14 protein-coding genes and 1 rRNA gene are annotated in these 17715 nt (G+C 40.6%); 6 read left to right on the forward strand and 9 right to left on the reverse strand.

What is annotated here, in order from left to right; genetic code table 11:
* The 9 genes from FZC88_RS20220 to dnaA form a co-directional block, all read right to left on the reverse strand.
* Window positions 1-354, reverse strand: a 16S ribosomal RNA gene (locus FZC88_RS20220); the annotation flags it as partial.
* A 342-nt stretch (window positions 355-696) separates the two neighbouring features.
* On the reverse strand, window positions 697-1779 hold the full coding sequence (locus FZC88_RS20225; RefSeq protein WP_148996219.1) for an HD-GYP domain-containing protein: 1083 nt from the start codon (window positions 1777-1779) through the stop codon (window positions 697-699).
* A gap of 137 nt (window positions 1780-1916) precedes the next feature.
* Complete coding sequence (gyrA, locus tag FZC88_RS20230) at window positions 1917-4460, reverse strand: DNA gyrase subunit A (protein ID WP_148996220.1); 2544 nt, start codon at window positions 4458-4460, stop codon at window positions 1917-1919.
* A 108-nt stretch (window positions 4461-4568) separates the two neighbouring features.
* Window positions 4569-6485 (reverse strand): DNA topoisomerase (ATP-hydrolyzing) subunit B, encoded by a 1917-nt coding sequence (gene gyrB, locus FZC88_RS20235; protein WP_148970677.1) that lies wholly within the window; start codon window positions 6483-6485, stop codon window positions 4569-4571.
* 48 nt (window positions 6486-6533) lie between these two features.
* Window positions 6534-6788, reverse strand: a complete 255-nt coding sequence (remB, locus tag FZC88_RS20240; RefSeq protein WP_113969423.1) for an extracellular matrix regulator RemB — start codon at window positions 6786-6788, stop codon at window positions 6534-6536.
* 9 nt (window positions 6789-6797) lie between these two features.
* Entirely contained in the window at window positions 6798-7916 is a 1119-nt protein-coding gene (recF, locus tag FZC88_RS20245; RefSeq protein WP_148996221.1) for a DNA replication/repair protein RecF, read from the reverse strand.
* Between the two features lie 17 nt (window positions 7917-7933).
* On the reverse strand, window positions 7934-8152 hold the full coding sequence (gene yaaA / locus FZC88_RS20250) for a S4 domain-containing protein YaaA (protein ID WP_044340280.1): 219 nt from the start codon (window positions 8150-8152) through the stop codon (window positions 7934-7936).
* Window positions 8153-8373: 221 nt separating this feature from the next.
* Window positions 8374-9510 carry a DNA polymerase III subunit beta gene (gene dnaN, locus FZC88_RS20255; protein ID WP_044340279.1) on the reverse strand — a complete coding sequence of 379 codons (1137 nt, stop codon included), beginning with the start codon at window positions 9508-9510 and terminating at the stop codon, window positions 8374-8376.
* Window positions 9511-9716: 206 nt separating this feature from the next.
* Entirely contained in the window at window positions 9717-11063 is a 1347-nt protein-coding gene (dnaA, locus tag FZC88_RS20260; RefSeq protein ID WP_044340278.1) for a chromosomal replication initiator protein DnaA, read from the reverse strand.
* Between the two features lie 817 nt (window positions 11064-11880).
* On the opposite strand from dnaA, the gene rpmH reads away from it, so the two are divergent.
* The 6 genes from rpmH (at window position 11881) to mnmG (ending at window position 17705) form a co-directional block, all read left to right on the forward strand.
* Window positions 11881-12015 carry a 50S ribosomal protein L34 gene (rpmH, locus tag FZC88_RS20265; protein WP_034764748.1) on the forward strand — a complete coding sequence of 45 codons (135 nt, stop codon included), beginning with the start codon at window positions 11881-11883 and terminating at the stop codon, window positions 12013-12015.
* A 165-nt stretch (window positions 12016-12180) separates the two neighbouring features.
* Window positions 12181-12555: a ribonuclease P protein component gene (gene rnpA / locus FZC88_RS20270; protein WP_148996222.1), complete on the forward strand. Its 375-nt coding sequence runs from the start codon at window positions 12181-12183 to the stop codon at window positions 12553-12555.
* A gap of 134 nt (window positions 12556-12689) precedes the next feature.
* Complete coding sequence (gene spoIIIJ / locus FZC88_RS20275; RefSeq protein WP_148996223.1) at window positions 12690-13478, forward strand: YidC family membrane integrase SpoIIIJ; 789 nt, start codon at window positions 12690-12692, stop codon at window positions 13476-13478.
* Window positions 13475-14092: an RNA-binding cell elongation regulator Jag/EloR gene (gene jag, locus FZC88_RS20280; protein WP_148996224.1), complete on the forward strand. Its 618-nt coding sequence runs from the start codon at window positions 13475-13477 to the stop codon at window positions 14090-14092. The genes spoIIIJ and jag overlap by 4 nt, the downstream gene beginning before the upstream one ends.
* Window positions 14093-14369: 277 nt before the next feature.
* Window positions 14370-15755 carry a tRNA uridine-5-carboxymethylaminomethyl(34) synthesis GTPase MnmE gene (mnmE, locus tag FZC88_RS20285; RefSeq protein WP_148996225.1) on the forward strand — a complete coding sequence of 462 codons (1386 nt, stop codon included), beginning with the start codon at window positions 14370-14372 and terminating at the stop codon, window positions 15753-15755.
* A gap of 57 nt (window positions 15756-15812) precedes the next feature.
* The gene (gene mnmG / locus FZC88_RS20290; RefSeq protein WP_148996226.1) at window positions 15813-17705 is read left to right on the forward strand and encodes a tRNA uridine-5-carboxymethylaminomethyl(34) synthesis enzyme MnmG; all 1893 of its coding nucleotides are present in this window, start codon (window positions 15813-15815) and stop codon (window positions 17703-17705) included.
* Window positions 17706-17715: the final 10 nt, after the last annotated feature.

The raw sequence follows: 17715 nt of genomic DNA on the forward strand, positions 1-17715 counted from the left end.
CCGTAGGAGTCTGGGCCGTGTCTCAGTCCCAGTGTGGCCGATCACCCTCTCAGGTCGGCTACGCATCGTCGCCTTGGTGAGCCGTTACCTCACCAACTAGCTAATGCGCCGCGGGTCCATCTGTAAGTGATAGCTAAAAGCCACCTTTCAACATTTCCTCATGCGAGGAAATGAGTTATCCGGTATTAGCCCCGGTTTCCCGGAGTTATCCCAGTCTTACAGGCAGGTTACCCACGTGTTACTCACCCGTCCGCCGCTGAYTGAYGGGAGCAAGCTCCCRTCAATCCGCTCGACTTGCATGTATTAGGCACGCCGCCAGCGTTCGTCCTGAGCCAGGATCAAACTCTCCGATAAAAGTTTGAATAGCTCTTTAAAAATAAATCTAGAATTAACGTTGACGTATTGTCTTGTTTTGTTCAGTTTTCAAGGTTCAATGTGTAAAACACTTCGTTTGAAGCGACCTTTATAATATATCATTTACTGCCGTTACCGTCAAGGTATTTTTATTATTTTAGAAAAGTTTTTTTCTGAAACAGTATGTAATGCCTTTCGGACAACAAATAATATTATACATACTATTGGACAGGTTGGCAAGAGGTAAATCTAAATAAATAAACCAAAGATTAGTTACCTAACCTGAGGTTTACTTAATACGTTGCTATGACTGATCTTAAGAGGCTTCACTCAAAATAAGCTTCAAGCAAAAACTTCTGATATATAAATCTCTTTTTGCTGAGACAGGTCTACGAGTTCTTCCGTTTCGTTTATTTTTACGATGGGCTTTGTAAAAGCGTTCGGTTTGGTATACATCACTTCTCCGTATTGGCCGGTTGATAGCATTACTGAGGTTCCTGTTCTTAGATCTCCCAGTAATTGAAGAAGGCCATTAACGACTTTAATATCGAATTTACCAAATAAATCTTCACTGATCATATCCAGTACCTTGAAGACAGGCTGCTTGCTTCTGTATATTTTTTCTGATGTCATAGCATGAAATACATCGGCGATTCCAACAATCTGAGAGTAAAGATGAATACGATTATCTTTCTCGGATGCCGGGTAGCCGGTACCATCAAATCGTTCATGATGTTGAAAGATTGCCAGTTTTGTTTCCGTTTTTAACAATGGAGTGTCTTTAACCATTTTATATCCGTTGGCTGTATGGAGCTTTACTTCTTTAAATTCACTCTCTGTTAATGGCTGTTCTTTCGTTAATATGTGTGGACTGACCTTGGCCATTCCACAGTCTGCCAGGACACCCGCTAAAGCCAGCTGGTTCACCTGACCTGGGTTCAAGCCTAACTTCTTTCCCAGCATGGCACTTATGATACCCACTGAAATCGCATGGTGAAAAAGATAGTCTTTTTTCGTGCAATATTGATGAAGAGAATATACATATGTATGGTTCTCTTGAACAGTTTTAATGACCGGCAGCATTAACTCTCTCACCCTTGCAACATTTACAGACGTTCCTGATTGCCAGTTCATGAACTCTTTCTTAAATTCCTTGATCGTCATTAAATAGAGATCGATGAATCCGACTGGCTCATTGATTTCTTCGTCCACTATCTCCTTTTCAATAGAGACTTGTGCTCTAAATGGATGTCCATCCGCTTTTGTTTTCTCTATTACGAGCTCTGTTATATGGAATGCTTGAAGAATATTTAGATGTTCTTCTTCTATTACTGTATTCTTTGAAATGATGGGATTGGCTGTCATTCCCATTATATCTTCTGCTACGATGCATCCTAATTGTATCTCTCCACGATGTACCTTCAACTATGAACACCTCACTTCTCACCTTTTTCTTCTAGTTTATTTTACCAAATTTAACAGGTTATAGTTATTTTTTCACAAAAAAATAAGCTGTTTTCCAGTATGAGAGTCTCATTACTGGAAACAGCTTATCCGTTCATTTATTCTTCTGTATCTTCACTTATGTCTTCTGCATCTACAGAAGTTGTTTGATCTTCGCTATCTGATTGTTCCATTCCTTCAGAAGTTTCAACTGGTGCTTCCGTTTCTTCTTCATCTTCTTTTTCAACCTTGGCAACGGTTGAAACAAATTCGCTTTCTTGAAGACGGATCAGTTTAACTCCTTGAGTGTTACGGCCAGTAGTGGAAATATCATTCACATCCATACGGATAAGGACACCATGTGCCGTGATGATCATTAAGTCTTCTTCACCTGTAACGGCTTTAACAGAGACCAGCTCTCCGTTACGTTCCGTTACATTACATGTTTTTAAGCCTTTACCGCCACGTGTTTGAACTCTATATTCACTGGCAGGAGTACGTTTACCGTATCCATTTACCGTTACAACTAAGACATCGCTCTTCTCTTCCAGAATTTCCATTCCTACAACAATGTCATCATCACTCAAGTTAATTCCTTTTACTCCGGTAGCTGTTCTTCCCATTGAACGAACATCCGTTTCAGGGAATCGAATGAGCATACCTTTTTTCGTTCCGATGATCATATCTTTCTCTCCATCGGTCAGTTTGACGGAAATGAGCTCATCGTTTTCTCGGAGGTTAATGGCGATCAGACCGTTCGTACGGATATTGGCGAAATCTGATACAGGCGTACGTTTTGAGATCCCTTGCTTCGTAGTGAAGAATAAGTACCAGTCGTCTACGAATTCTTCCACTCGAATCATGGCGTTGATCCACTCATCTTTTTCTACCCCAAGGAGGTTGATGATCGGAAGTCCTTTAGCAGTACGGCTGAATTCAGGAATTTCATATCCTTTCGCACGGTATGCTTTTCCTTTGTTTGTAAAGAATAGAATCGTATCATGGGTTGACGTTGTCAGTAGGTGTTCAACAAAGTCCTCATCATTGGTACCCATTCCCTGGATTCCTCTTCCTCCACGCTTTTGACTGCGGTAGGTTGAGACAGGCAGGCGCTTGATGTATCCGTTATGAGTAAGGGAGACGACAATGTTTTCTCTTGGAATTAAGTCTTCATCTTCAATATTCTCAATTCCACCCGCTACGATTTCTGATCTTCTTTCATCATTGAAGCGTTCTTTGATTTCGATAAGCTCTTCACGAATGATTTCGAGAACTTTTTCATCATCTGCCAAGATCGCTTTCAATTCTGCAATCTGCTTCAATAGTTCCTGATACTCGTCTTCAATTTTTTCTCGTTCTAAACCGGTTAAACGTTGAAGACGCATATCCAGGATCGCCTGGGCTTGTTTGTCAGAAAGGGAGAAGTTCTCCATCAAGCCTTGTTTCGCAAGTTCCGTAGTTTGAGAGCCACGGATAAGTTTAATGATTTCATCAATATGATCTAAGGCAATACGCAGACCTTCTAAAATATGAGCTCTTGCCTCAGCTTTGCGTAATTCGAATTCCGTTCTACGACGAATGACGACGCGTTGATGTTGTAAGTAATGATATAGGCACTCTTTTAAATTCAATACCTTTGGCTGGCCATCAACAAGCGCCAAAAGGTTGATTCCGAAGCTTGTTTGAAGGGCCGTTTGCTTGTAGAGATTATTAAGCAAGACGTTCGCATTCGCATCTTTTCTTACTTCGATCACGATTCGCATACCATTACGGTCCGATTCATCACGTAAATCTGTGATGCCATCAATCTTCTTATCACGAACAAGATCGGCAATTTTCTCGATCAGTCTCGCTTTATTTACTTGATAAGGAATTTGATGAACGATAATCGTTTCTTTTCCGTTGCTTTTTTGTTCAATTTCCACACGGGCACGCATCGTGATGGAACCTTTACCTGTTTCATAGGCACGACGGATGCCGCTTCTTCCTACAATTAGTCCGGCAGTAGGGAAATCAGGTCCAAAGATGAATTCCATCAGCTCTTGAATCGTAATGTCGGGATCTTTACTTAACGCAAGGATTCCATCGATGACTTCTCCAAGATTATGAGGTGGAATGTTCGTTGCCATTCCTACTGCGATACCTGAAGAACCGTTCACTAACAGGTTAGGGAAACGGGCAGGTAACACTTCCGGCTCTCTCTCTGTGCCATCATAGTTATCTTTATAATCAATTGTATCTTTATTAATATCACGAATAAGTTCCATAGAGATCTTGGACATACGTGCTTCTGTGTAACGCATGGCCGCAGCTGCATCTCCATCAACTGAACCGAAGTTACCATGTCCGTCTACAAGCATATAACGATAGTTGAAATCCTGTGCCATACGCACCATTGTGTCATAAACAGCTGAGTCACCGTGGGGGTGATACTTACCGATTACTTCACCGACGATACGTGCTGATTTCTTATATGCTTTGTCAGCTGTCATCCCCAGGTCATTCATCGCATACAAAATACGGCGATGGACAGGTTTCAGGCCGTCACGGGCATCCGGTAGTGCACGGGAAACGATAACACTCATCGCATAATCCAGGAAAGACGAGCGCATTTCACTACTTATATTAATCTCTTTAACATTCGATCTTGGTGTTTCTGCCATAGTAAAAGGGACCTCCTTTTAAAGAAAGATTTATACCTTTCTCATTCTTTACCTTGTCCGCTATGTAAAAGACAGGATAGCACATGGTCTATCCTGTACTATTTAATTTTAGATATCCAGATTCTTAACGTAAGCTGCGTTTTCTTCAATGAAGTTACGTCTCGGCTCTACTTTGTCACCCATCAGGATATCAAAGGTTTCGTCTGCCTCGATCGCATCTTGGAGACTTACTTGCAGCAAGGTTCTTGATTCCGGATCCATTGTCGTTTCCCATAGTTGTTCAGGGTTCATCTCTCCAAGACCTTTGTAACGCTGGATACCAGGTTTAGGCGTCGGGGAGATTTCTGCAAGTATGCGATCCAGTTCTTTATCATTGTAGGCATACTCTATTTTCTTCCCTTGTTGTATTTTATACAAAGGTGGCTGAGCGATGTAGATGTAGCCTGCTTCAATGATGTTTCTCATATAGCGATAGAAGAACGTCAACAATAGCGTACGGATATGGGCGCCATCGACGTCGGCATCTGTCATGATCACGATTTTATGGTATCTCGCTTTAGCCAGGTTGAAGTCTTCTCCAATCCCTGTCCCAAGAGCTGTAATAATCGCACGCACCTCGTTATTTGAAAGGATCTTATCCAGACGTGCCTTCTCTACGTTGATGATTTTACCACGTAGGGGAAGGATGGCTTGGAAGTGACGATCACGGCCTTGTTTAGCAGATCCGCCGGCTGAGTCACCCTCAACCACATAAATCTCACTGATGCTTGGGTCTTTAGAAGAACAGTCTGCTAATTTACCAGGTAAACTGGAGATTTCCAGGGCACTCTTACGACGGGTAAGCTCCCTTGCCTTTTTCGCAGCCAGTCGGGCACGTGCAGCCATCAATCCTTTTTCTACCACTTTTCGAGCGACAACCGGGTTTTCAAGTAAGAACGTTTCCAGATGCTCTGAGAAAAGAGAATCAGTAATGGTTCTTGCTTCTGAGTTCCCGAGTTTTGTTTTTGTCTGACCTTCGAACTGAGGATCAGGATGTTTGATCGAGATGATGGCTGTTAAGCCTTCACGGACATCTTCCCCTGAAAGATTCGCATCGCTCTCTTTAAACACATTATTTTTTCGGGCATAGTCGTTAATGACCCTCGTTAAAGCCGTTTTAAATCCGGATTCATGGGTTCCACCCTCATGAGTATGGATGTTATTGGCGAAGGAATAAAGATTACTTGCGAAGCCATCGTTATATTGTAGGGCGATTTCAATCGTAATCTCGTCTTTCTCGCCTTCAATGTAAATCGGTTCTTCATGGATGACTTCTTTAGAACGATTAAGATGTTCAACGTAGGACTTAATTCCACCTTCATAATGGTAGTCTCTTCGTTTCCCTTCTCCACGCTTATCTTCAATGCTGATTTGGATTCCTCTGTTTAAGAAAGCCAGTTCGCGAATACGATTTGCAAGTGTGTCATATTCGTATTCCGTCGTTTCAGTAAAGATTTCAGGATCTGGAGTGAAGTGAATGATCGTTCCCGTTTTGTCCGTTTCTCCAATCACCTTAAGATCGAAGCTAGGAACACCTTTTTCGAATTTTTGATAATAGATGTTTCCATCACGATGAACATGGACTTCAAGTTCTGTGGAAAGAGCATTTACTACTGATGCCCCAACTCCGTGGAGACCCCCGGATACTTTATATCCACCGCCGCCAAACTTACCACCGGCGTGAAGTACCGTCATGATTACCTCAACGGCAGGACGTCCCATTTTCTCGTGAATACCCACAGGGATACCACGTCCATTATCTGTGACAGTAATACTGTTATCCTCTTCGATGATGACTTCGATTTCATTACAGTAACCGGCTAACGCTTCATCGATACTGTTATCAACAATTTCCCACACCAAATGATGCAAACCTCTTCCGCTTGTTGATCCAATATACATACCAGGTCTTTTACGAACGGCCTCTAATCCTTCTAAAACCTGAATCTGATTTTCATCATAGGATTGACCTTGTTTTTGTTCCATAGCCATACTGATTCACCTACACTTTCTAACCTTCAGGGCTTTATATTTCTATAATAAATTCTCATAGTTTGAGTATTTCTTTGATCGTTTCTTTAACGTACTTGATGCTAGTGGTGAAAGATACAACTGATTAGACGTGATTACAAGAGATTTATATGAACCCTTTGCAAGATTACAAAGGTTTTTATCTTTCGTTTTTAAAAAGTGTTGAATTTCTTCTGAAAATTGAACGGTGTCTCGATCAATAATAGCGATGATTTCATCTGTACGTACCATGACATCTTCTCCAACATGTATGTACAAGGTAACACCTCATTTCAATCTTTTCATTGATCCGGCTTCCACTTCAAAAGTAGTCGCTTCGTTTAAGGTTTGATGATCAATCCCATCGACGTTTGTCGTCGTTACAAAGGTTTGAACTTTTCCCTGGATGGTATTTAATAAATGTGATTGACGATAATCATCTAATTCCGACAAGACATCATCAAGAAGTAAGATGGGATATTCTTTGATTTCAGAATGAATCAGCTCAATTTCTGCAAGCTTCACAGAGAGGGCCGTTGTCCGTTGCTGCCCCTGTGATCCGAATGTTTGAACATCCCGTCCATTCACAATAAATTGAAGATCATCCCGATGCGGCCCGATCAGGGTCACACCACGATCAATTTCCCGTTCGCGGATACCATCAAATTTCTGCTCATATATATCTACCATTTTTGACCATTCTTGATTATCTGATACATCCAAAGACGGTTTATATACGATTTCCAAGGTTTCTAAGTTCCTTGAAATCCCGGAATGGATCGGTTTTGCCCAGCTTTCTAATAGCTGAACGAACTCAAAGCGCTTTTTCGTAATTTTGACAGCCATCTCAATGAACTGTTCCGTCAAGACTTCCAGCATGGTCTGGTCTTTTTGTTTTCTTGTTTGCAATTGTTTCAGATAATGGTTCCGTTGCTGTAATATTTTTTGATAAAGGCTGATATCATGTAAATAAACAGGAGAAACCTGACCAATTTCCATATCAATAAAACGACGCCTTACTTGAGGGCTCCCTTTTACTAAATGGAGATCTTCAGGCGCAAACATGACTACATTCATATTGCCGACATATAGACTTAGTTTAGATTGCTCGAGGTGATTACTTTTCGCTTTTTTCCCTTTTTTCGAGAGGATAAGCTCCAATGGTAACGCACCGTTATATTTCTGAATCCTACCTTTTATTTTAGCATATTCCTCGTCCCAACGGATTAAATCTTTATCATTTGAGGTCCGGTGGGATTTAGCCATCGCCAGTACATAGATAGACTCCATAATATTCGTCTTTCCTTGAGCATTCTCTCCAAGAATTACGTTCACCTTATTTTCGAAACTTACGTCGATTGACTCGTAATTCCGATAGTTTCTTAATTCTAATTGTTCAATGTACATGGAAATAACACCCTTTATTATTCTCCAGCAACCACAAATACTCCTACTTCGGGAATTTCAATTGTGTCACCAATTGTGAGTTTTCTGCCTCTTCTTTGGTCTTGTTCGCCATTTATGTATACTTCATATTCACTTAAGAACCACTTCGCCATCCCGCCGGACTGAATTACTTCAGCTAGCTTCAGGAATTGTCCCAATGTGATGATTTCCGTTTCAATGGTGATCTCTTTCGCCACTAAAATCACTACTTTCCGTATAAAGTCTCTAATATCTTATTTTACTCTAAATGGAGTTAAGTCACAACTAACGAAAAATCAGCAAGGACTCACAGTGCAATTTGTCCTTGTTATCATTGGATTTTCCATCAAATAGCCGAGAGTAATTCCTTCAATTACCAGATAAAGTGTAGAAAAAGAGCCAATACCCCATGTGAAAGGCATCGGCTCTTGTATATTCATTAGTACGTTCTAACTGGAAGAATCAACTGAAGGATCGAATCATCATGAAGTGGTTTCAGTACGAACGGTCTCATGGCCCCGGTGAAGTTCACATAGATTTCTGTTCCTTCAATGGCTTTTAACGCGTCCATCATATATTTTGCACTAAAGGAGATCTTCAGTTCTTCTCCTTCAATGGATTGGCTTTGCACCTGTTCGATTACTTTCCCGATCTCTGGTGTGTTAGACGAAATCTCAATCATGCCGCCATCCAGAGTTGAGAGTTTCACTACGTTGTTTCTTCCTTCTCTGGCAAGTAGTGAAGCACGGTCTATCGCTTGTAAAAATTCTTTCGTATTCAGCGTTAGTTCTGTCTTTGTATCAGAAGGAATTAATCGACTAGTGTCAGGGTAATTCCCTTCTAATAGTCTTGAGAAGAATAATAGGTGTTTCGCTTTGAATAGAACTTGATTTTCAGTAATCACGATTTCAACAGGCTCTTCTGTATCATCAAGGATTTTATTCAGCTCGTTTAAGCTTTTCCCTGGAATCACAATATTGTAAGAAGCATCATGATTGGTTTCAATCGGTGCCTTTCTCATCGCAAGTCGATGACTATCTGTTGCAATACAGCTCAGTTCCCCATTTTCAATCTGACAGTTTACACCTGTCAAGATGGGGCGTGTTTCTGAGGTGGACACTGCGAATACAGTTTGTCTGATCATCGTTTTCAGGAGATCCGTCGAAACTTTGATCCCATTCCCTTCTTCAATCTGAGGAAGATGCGGGTACTCTTCTGGATCTAAACCGTTTAAATTAAATTCTGCCTGTCCTGAACGAATAACGGTTTGGAAATGATTTTGAACTTCAATTTCCACCGTATCTTTAGGTAATTTCTTAACAATTTCACTGAAGAACTTAGCCTGAAGAACAATCCCTCCAGTTTCCATGATCTCAACAATTTCTGAACCTTCTTCTTCATTCGGAATAAAGGACTCGATTGAAATGTCTGAATCACTACCTGTTAGTGTTACGCCATCTTCCGTTGCGATGATTTTTATCCCTGTAAGAATGGGTATCGTTGTTCTTGACGTTACAGCCTTCATGACATCCTGAACACTTTGGACAAGATAGTCCCTTTGAATAACAAATTTCATGATTTATTCCTCCAATTTGCACATAATTTTATGGACTGAATCATATACTAATAATTTATTTAAAAAATAGTAATAGAAGTAGTAGGGCCTGTTGATATGTGGATAAGTGTGTGAATTCAACGTAAACACAGCCTATCCACATGTGGACAGACTGTGTGCTAGTTTGTCTTAGTTATTCACATTATCCAGTTTTTTTGTGTGTAAGATTAACTCTTTAAAGACTCACGAATTTCTTTCAGCTGCTGCTGAAGAAGCGCATCTGCTCCGAGTAATGTACTGATCTTCTCATGAGCATGAATGACGGTCGTGTGATCCCGGCCGCCAAATTCTTCCCCAATCTTTGGAAGGGAAGAATCTGTCATTTCCCTGGATAGATACATAGCGATCTGTCGGGGAAACGCGATGGATTTTGTTCGTTTCTTCGCTTTAAAGTCTTCCAGCTTCACATTGAAGTGCTCACCAACGACACGTTGAATTTCCTGGATGGTAATAACCCGTGGTTTTGAGCTTGGAATGATATCTTTCAAAGCTTCAGCTGCAAGATCCGCATTGATATCTTTATTTATAAGAGAAGAGTACGCAACAACTCTGATTAAAGCGCCCTCTAACTCACGAATGTTTGAATCGATTTGGTTAGCTATATAAAGCATGGCTTCATTTGGAATGTCCAATCCTTCAGCCTTTGCCTTTTTTCGTAAAATAGCAATTCTCGTCTCAAGATCTGGGGGGGTTATGTCTGTAATAAGACCCCATTCGAATCGAGAGCGAAGCCTGTCTTCAAGTGTCGGAATTTCTTTCGGTGGCCGATCACTGGAAATGACAATCTGCTTGCTTTCTTCATGTAAGGTATTAAAAGTATGGAAAAATTCCTCTTGCGTTTGTTCTTTTCCTGCTAAAAATTGAATGTCATCTATTAATAAAACATCAACGTTGCGGTATTTATTGCGGAAATCGACTGCTTTATTATCACGAATGGAGTTAATGAATTCATTTGTGAATTTCTCAGAGGATAGATAAACCACTTTAGCAGCAGGATTATGCTCCAGTACATAATGTCCGATCGCATGCATTAAGTGAGTTTTTCCCAGTCCTACTCCACCATAAATAAACAAGGGATTATAGGCTTTTGCAGGTGCTTCAGCCACAGCTAAAGATGCTGCATGGGCGAAACGGTTGCCCGAACCGATAACAAAGGTGTCGAATGTGTATTTTGCATTCAGCATATTTTGATTGATATCCTGTTGATCGTCGTCTTTCATCGACTTCTTTGGCGGCAATTGAATATCAAATTCTTCCGGCTCCTGATTTTGTGGAATGATGAATTTCACGACCAATTCTTCGCCCGTAATATCATACAAAACCCCGGAGATTAATTGAGAATAGCGTCCTTCCAGCCAATCTCGTGCAAATTCATTTGGAGCTGTAATGACAAGTGTGTCACCTTGAATGGAATGCGCCTTAGTTGATTTTAACCAAGTATCAAAGCTTGGTTTACTTATCTTTTTTTCGATGCTTTCTAAGGCTTTGCTCCAAAGATCCCCGATATTCTCCAATCCTGATCCCTCCTTTTCTCAGTTTGTATAACTTCTGTACAACAATTACATGCTATAAAATCCGTTAACTCTCGCTATTTTATAAAAATACAAAACAATGAATGTGGAAAATATATATAATAAGGAAAGAAAATGGTTTTTCGACAATATCCACCACTTGTGGACAACGTTTTACAAACCCTCTGAATAAGTTACCCACATGATATCCACATTTTGTGGATAAGTTATTTCCGTAAACCTAGTTATCAAGAGTGAAAACACAATAATCATATCAAAATATCCTTAGCGGTGCAATGCTTTTTAAAATTTATCCACAAGCCCCCACCCCTTGTGGAATGAAATTGTCCACAACCCAAGAACTTGTGAAAAAGTTGTCAGTATGTGTTGTGGATAAATTAAAAACGTGTCGAATCCTATCCACAGGCATGTTTGATAGAGAAATAAAATAAGATTTGTAGAAGGAGAAAGATCAAACAGGTAGATGAGTTATTCGAAGTAATCGTTCAAATGGATCTAATAATTAGCACATGGTCATTTTTCTTAGATTTTATAAATTGGTTTTGGAAAAAGTATAGTAAATAATTTTGTTGATTGTAGTGGAAGGTGCTCGCTTTCCGCGGGGCGGGCGGTGAGCACCTGGAGCGTAAATCAACCACTACACGCTAATAGTAAAGAGCGAAAAGACTTTAAAATGATTTCCGAAATAACAATTAAAAAGAAAAATAATATGAGTGTTGACTTTTTATGGGTACCGTCTTTATAATAGTGAGGAATGTCTTTAACTTTTATAAAGATATCCTTCAGGGAGGTGTCATAGATGAAAAGAACGTTTCAACCAAATAATCGTAAAAGAAAAAAGAACCACGGTTTCCGTGCACGTATGAGCTCTAAAAACGGACGTAATGTTTTAGCTCGTCGTCGTAGCAAAGGAAGAAAAGTATTATCTGCCTAGACCACTGAACTGACTCAGTGGTCTTTTTTTTCCTTTATCCCAAGTGAAAAGACCATTTGGCTCGTTCGTATTATGTTTTAAGAGAAAAATTACTTATAATTTCAAATGAATGAGCCAATAATGTCGAGGATACATCAAGACAAAAATGAAAATTAGGTGTGGTCAATGCGGAAAGATCAGAGAGTGAAGAAGAATAAAGAGTTCCAGGAGATATTCAAAAAAGGAACATCCTTTGCAAATCGGCAATTCGTCTTATATCTATTGAAGAAAGATGAGCCTCAACCATTTCGAATTGGAATCTCCGTAAGTAAGAAAATTGGAAACGCTGTTTGTCGAAACCAAATTAAACGGTATGTCAGACAGGCTTTCTTAGAATTACAAGAAGACGTTAAAGATCAGTACGATTACTTAATCATCGCCAGAAAACCGGCGGCCGAAATGAATTTCCATGAGGTGAAGGGCAGCCTCACCCATGTGCTGAAAAGAGGAAAAGTGTTGAAAAGATCCTCTAATGGAAAACATGTTAAAAAGAAGTCATAACATTTTACGATATTGACAGGTTTCGTCATCACAAGCCTATGAAAAGATGTTACAATACGAGAGATTGTTCTTTTTAAGTACGGAAGACCTGTTTTACATTAATTTGAAAGATATTAGTAGGGAGGAAATTAAGGGTGAAAAAGAGAATTATAGCCCTGATGGGAATCATTGGGCTAATGGCTATACTATCAGGTTGTACGGAATACAATCAGCCTATCACACCTGAGAGTAGCGGAATATGGAATGAATATATTGTCTATCCTTTATCACAATTAATCACAATGGTAGCTGAGTTCATGAGTGGTTCTTATGGATTGGCCATTGTCATTGTTACATTGATTATTCGTTTAGCGATTCTGCCATTAATGATTAAACAAACGAAAAATTCAAAAGCCATGCAGGCTTTGCAACCGGAAATGAAAAAGCTGCGTGAAAAATATAGCTCTAAAGATGCACAAACTCAACAAAAGCTTCAACAAGAAACGATGGCTCTATTCCAAAGTCACGGGGTCAATCCGCTGGCGGGTTGTTTCCCATTGATCGTTCAAATGCCGATCTTAATTGGTTTCTATCATGCGATCGTCAGAACAGAAGAAATTAAAGCTCATAATTTCCTGTGGTTCGATCTTGGTAACCCGGATCCGTACTATATTTTACCTTTAGTAGCAGGTATTACGACGTTTATCCAACAGAAATTAATGATGGCGGGTACAGCGAATCAAAATCCGCAAATGGCGATGATGCTTTATATCATGCCTGTCATGATCATCATTTTTGCGATTAACTTCCCTGCAGCCCTATCCCTTTACTGGGTAGTCGGAAATCTATTTATGATTGTTCAAACGTATTTCATTAAAGGACCTGATATCAAAGAAGCGCAAACCGCTAAAGCTGCTGGGAATTCGGGAGGAAAGAAAAAGTGAGAGAAGTAGAAGCGACTGGTCAAACGGTGGAAGAAGCCATTGAATCAGCCTTGTCTCAACTGAATATCACCAAAGAAGAAGCAGAGATTGACGTCATTGATCAAGGTAAAAAAGGCTTGTTCGGATTGTTTGGTGGAAGACCTGCTGTCGTTCAAGTCAAAAAAGCGATTGATCCGGTAAATGAAGCGAAAGATTTTCTTCTATCTGTTGCCGAGGAAATGGGAGTGAATGCTACCATTGAAGTGAAAAGAGATGGAAGAGATGTTGAGTTCAACATATCCGGTGAAAAAATGGCTCTATTAATAGGAAAAAGAGGACAAACGTTGAATGCTCTTCAACATTTAACTCAACTCATTGCAAATCGGGTTTCCGATCAGTTCATCACCATCCTTCTAGATGCGGAGAACTATCGGGAAAGACGTAAGCAAACGTTAACAAACCTGGCGGAACGATTAGCAGAGAAAGCATTGCGCACAAATCGTTCCGTTTCATTAGAACCAATGCCTTCCTATGAACGAAAAGTGATTCATACAGCATTAGTTGATTCAACTACTGTTGATACACATTCAGAAGGCAGAGAACCCAATCGTTATATTGTGATTGCTCCAAAATAAATAAGAGACGATTCCTTTCGGGGGATCGTCTTTTTTTATCCCTTCACTCTGTGGATTCTTATTTTCTTCCCGGTTTATTGTTATTCACATGTGGATAAGTTAAAATAATAGAGATGAAGTGTTATCTGTGTGGATAACATTATTTGGTGACGAATAGAGGGTTTCCTTTCTTTAGTATTAAATAGGATTGTGATATTCTAATAATTTGGGGAAACTTTGCTCTCTACTATAATTCAATTATAAATAGATCAACTAAGAAATAAGAGAGGTGAATACAATGGAGTTTGATACAATTGCTGCTATTTCCACTCCGATGGGCGAAGGGGCGATTGCGATCGTGCGTTTAAGCGGTGATCAAGCCTTCGATATCGGTGATAAGGTCTTTAAGGGAATGAAAGGAAACTCTATGAAAGACTTTGCTTCTCATACCATTCATTATGGACATATTATCGATCCGGACACAGAGCAAGTGGTGGAAGAAGTCATGGTTTCTGTGATGAGGGGGCCAAAAACATTCACCCGTGAAGATATTATAGAAATTAACTGCCACGGGGGACTTGTGTCGGTCAATAAAGTACTGCAGCTCGTATTGAAAAATGGAGCCCGCCTTGCAGAGCCGGGTGAATTTACGAAACGGGCGTTCTTGAACGGACGGATTGACCTATCCCAGGCGGAAGCTGTGATGGATCTTATTCGGGCAAAAACCGATCGGGCGATGAATGTAGCCCTTAATCAAATGGAAGGCCGACTTTCCAATTTGATTCGAAAGCTGCGTCAGGAAATTCTTGAAACATTGGCTCATGTAGAAGTGAATATCGATTATCCGGAGTATGATGATGTAGAAGAAATGACGCATAACGTACTGTTGGAGAAATCGAAATACGTCCGGGATGAAATTGACAAGTTGGTCCGAACGTCAGAGCAGGGGAAAATTCTGAGAGAAGGACTTTCTACTGTGATCATCGGACGGCCAAATGTAGGGAAGTCATCTCTATTGAACAGTCTTGTTCATGAAAATAAAGCGATCGTAACCGATATCCCCGGAACAACGAGGGATGTGATTGAAGAATACGTAAATGTACGCGGTGTTCCGTTACGTCTGGTCGATACGGCAGGTATTCGTGAAACAGAGGACATCGTCGAGCGGATCGGTGTGGAACGTTCACGACAAGTATTGAAAGAAGCGGATTTAATTTTACTAGTACTCAACTATGCGGACGAATTGACTCCTGAGGATGAACAGCTCTTTGAAGCAGTAAGAGGAATGGACGTTATTGTCATCGTGAACAAAACGGATCTGCCTCAGAAGATTGATATAGATAAAGTAAGAAAACTAGCGGAAAATCATCAGCTTGTCACAACGGCTTTACTTGAAGAGCAAGGGATCGATGAGCTTGAAGAAGCCATTTCTTCTTTATTCTTTGCAGGTTCCATTGAAGCAGGGGATATGACATATGTGTCCAATAGCCGTCACATAGCTCTACTCAATCAAGCTTCCATTGCGATTAATGAAGCCATAATTAGCGTAGAAATGGGAACTCCCATCGATATCGCTCAAATTGACTTAACCAGAACGTGGGAGCTATTAGGTGAAATCATTGGGGATAGCGTTCATGAAAGCCTGATTGATCAGCTGTTTTCTCAATTCTGCTTAGGGAAATAAATACTATTATAATGTGGACTTTACATTCAAGGTCCTACAAGGAGGAAAATACAAACCATGCAATATGACGCAGGGCAATATGATGTCATTGTCATTGGTGCTGGCCATGCAGGAGTAGAAGCTGGACTTGCTTCGGCCCGGATGGGAGCTAAAACGTTAATGGTCACAATTAACTTGGATATGGTCGCCTTTATGCCATGTAATCCATCTGTTGGTGGACCGGCGAAAGGGATCGTTGTAAGAGAGATTGACGCTCTTGGTGGAGAGATGGGGCGTAATATAGATAAAACACATATTCAAATGAGAATGTTGAATACAGGAAAAGGTCCAGCTGTCCGGGCATTACGGGCTCAGGCGGATAAATTCCTTTATCAGCATGAAATGAAACGTACGATCGAAAATGAACCGAACATGACCTTGCTTCAAGGAATGGTTGAGGAATTGATTGTTGAAGATGATGAATGTAAAGGTGTGGTAACGATGACGGGTGCTGCATACCGCGCCAAAACAGTCGTTATCACAACCGGAACATTCCTGCGTGGTGAAATCATATTAGGAGATCTGAAATATTCAAGCGGTCCTAATAATCAACAACCTTCCATCAGACTTTCTGATCATTTACATGAATTGGGCTTTGATACTGTTCGTTTTAAAACGGGGACGCCACCGCGTGTGAATAGTTCGACAATCGATTATTCGAAAACAGAAATTCAACCAGGTGATGATGTTCCCCGTGCATTCAGCTATGAAACGACGAAATATATTACCGATCAACTTCCATGTTGGTTAACGTATACGAATGAACAGACCCATCAATTGATTGATGACAACTTGCATCGTTCTCCAATGTATTCTGGAATGATTAAAGGAACGGGACCACGTTACTGTCCTTCTATTGAGGATAAAGTCGTGCGTTTCCATGATAAACCGCGTCACCAGATTTTCTTGGAGCCGGAAGGACGAAACACACAAGAAGTCTATGTGCAGGGATTATCAACGAGTCTGCCTGAAGACGTACAACAAAAGATTCTTCAAACCATCCCGGGTCTTGAGAAAGTACAGATGATGCGTGCCGGGTATGCCATTGAGTATGATTCCATCGTACCGACACAATTATGGCCGACCCTTGAAACGAAAAAAATTAAAAATCTTTATACAGCGGGACAAATCAATGGAACGTCCGGTTATGAAGAAGCCGCTGGACAAGGTTTGATGGCGGGGATCAATGCTGCCTGCCGTGCCCTGGATAAAGAAGAGGTTATCTTAAGCCGTTCTGATGCATATATCGGGGTTTTAATCGATGACCTTGTGACAAAAGGGACGAACGAACCGTATCGTCTATTGACTTCACGCGCTGAATATCGGCTATTGCTCCGTCATGACAATGCCGATCTTCGCCTGACTGATATCGGTCATAAAATAGGATTAATCTCCGATGATCGATACGAACGGTTTACAGCGAAAAAAGAAGCGATCTCTTCAGAGAAAAAGCTCCTGGAAGGAATCCGCATCAAACCTACTGACGAAACACAGGCCGTTATCCGTGAAGCGGGCGGAAGCGAGCTGAAAGACGGGATTTTAGCAGCGGATCTTCTGAAGCGCCCTGAAATGAACTATAGTCACATTAAATCACTCGTTCCAAGCGAAATCGAATTGGATTCCGATGTAGAGGAACAGGTTGAAATCCAAGTGAAATATGAAGGCTATATTGAAAAATCCCTTCAACAGGTCGATAAAATGAAGAAGATGGAAAATAAAAGAATTCCTGAAAACATTGATTACAGTGCGATCAGCGGTTTAGCGTCTGAAGCGAGACAGAAATTAATCGAGGTTCAGCCTCTTTCTCTTGCACAAGCTTCCCGGATTTCAGGAGTGAATCCTGCAGACATCTCTATTTTACTCGTCTATATCGAGCAAGGGAAAATTGCAAAAGTATCAGGAGATCAATAGAGGCAAAGGA

This window comes from Rossellomorea aquimaris (assembly GCF_008180865.1).
GTDB lineage: Bacteria > Bacillota > Bacilli > Bacillales > Bacillaceae_B > Rossellomorea > Rossellomorea yichunensis.

Coding starts and splice junctions, on each gene's coding strand:
- rnpA (WP_148996222.1), top strand. CDS start 12,181: ATGCGGAAAGATCAGAGAGTGAAGAAGAATAAAGAGTTCCAGGAGATA.
- recF (WP_148996221.1), bottom strand. CDS start 7,916: ATGTACATTGAACAATTAGAATTAAGAAACTATCGGAATTACGAGTCA.
- rpmH (WP_034764748.1), top strand. CDS start 11,881: ATGAAAAGAACGTTTCAACCAAATAATCGTAAAAGAAAAAAGAACCAC.
- gyrA (WP_148996220.1), bottom strand. CDS start 4,460: ATGGCAGAAACACCAAGATCGAATGTTAAAGAGATTAATATAAGTAGT.
- gyrB (WP_148970677.1), bottom strand. CDS start 6,485: ATGGAACAAAAACAAGGTCAATCCTATGATGAAAATCAGATTCAGGTT.
- mnmG (WP_148996226.1), top strand. CDS start 15,813: ATGCAATATGACGCAGGGCAATATGATGTCATTGTCATTGGTGCTGGC.
- dnaN (WP_044340279.1), bottom strand. CDS start 9,510: ATGAAATTTGTTATTCAAAGGGACTATCTTGTCCAAAGTGTTCAGGAT.
- mnmE (WP_148996225.1), top strand. CDS start 14,370: ATGGAGTTTGATACAATTGCTGCTATTTCCACTCCGATGGGCGAAGGG.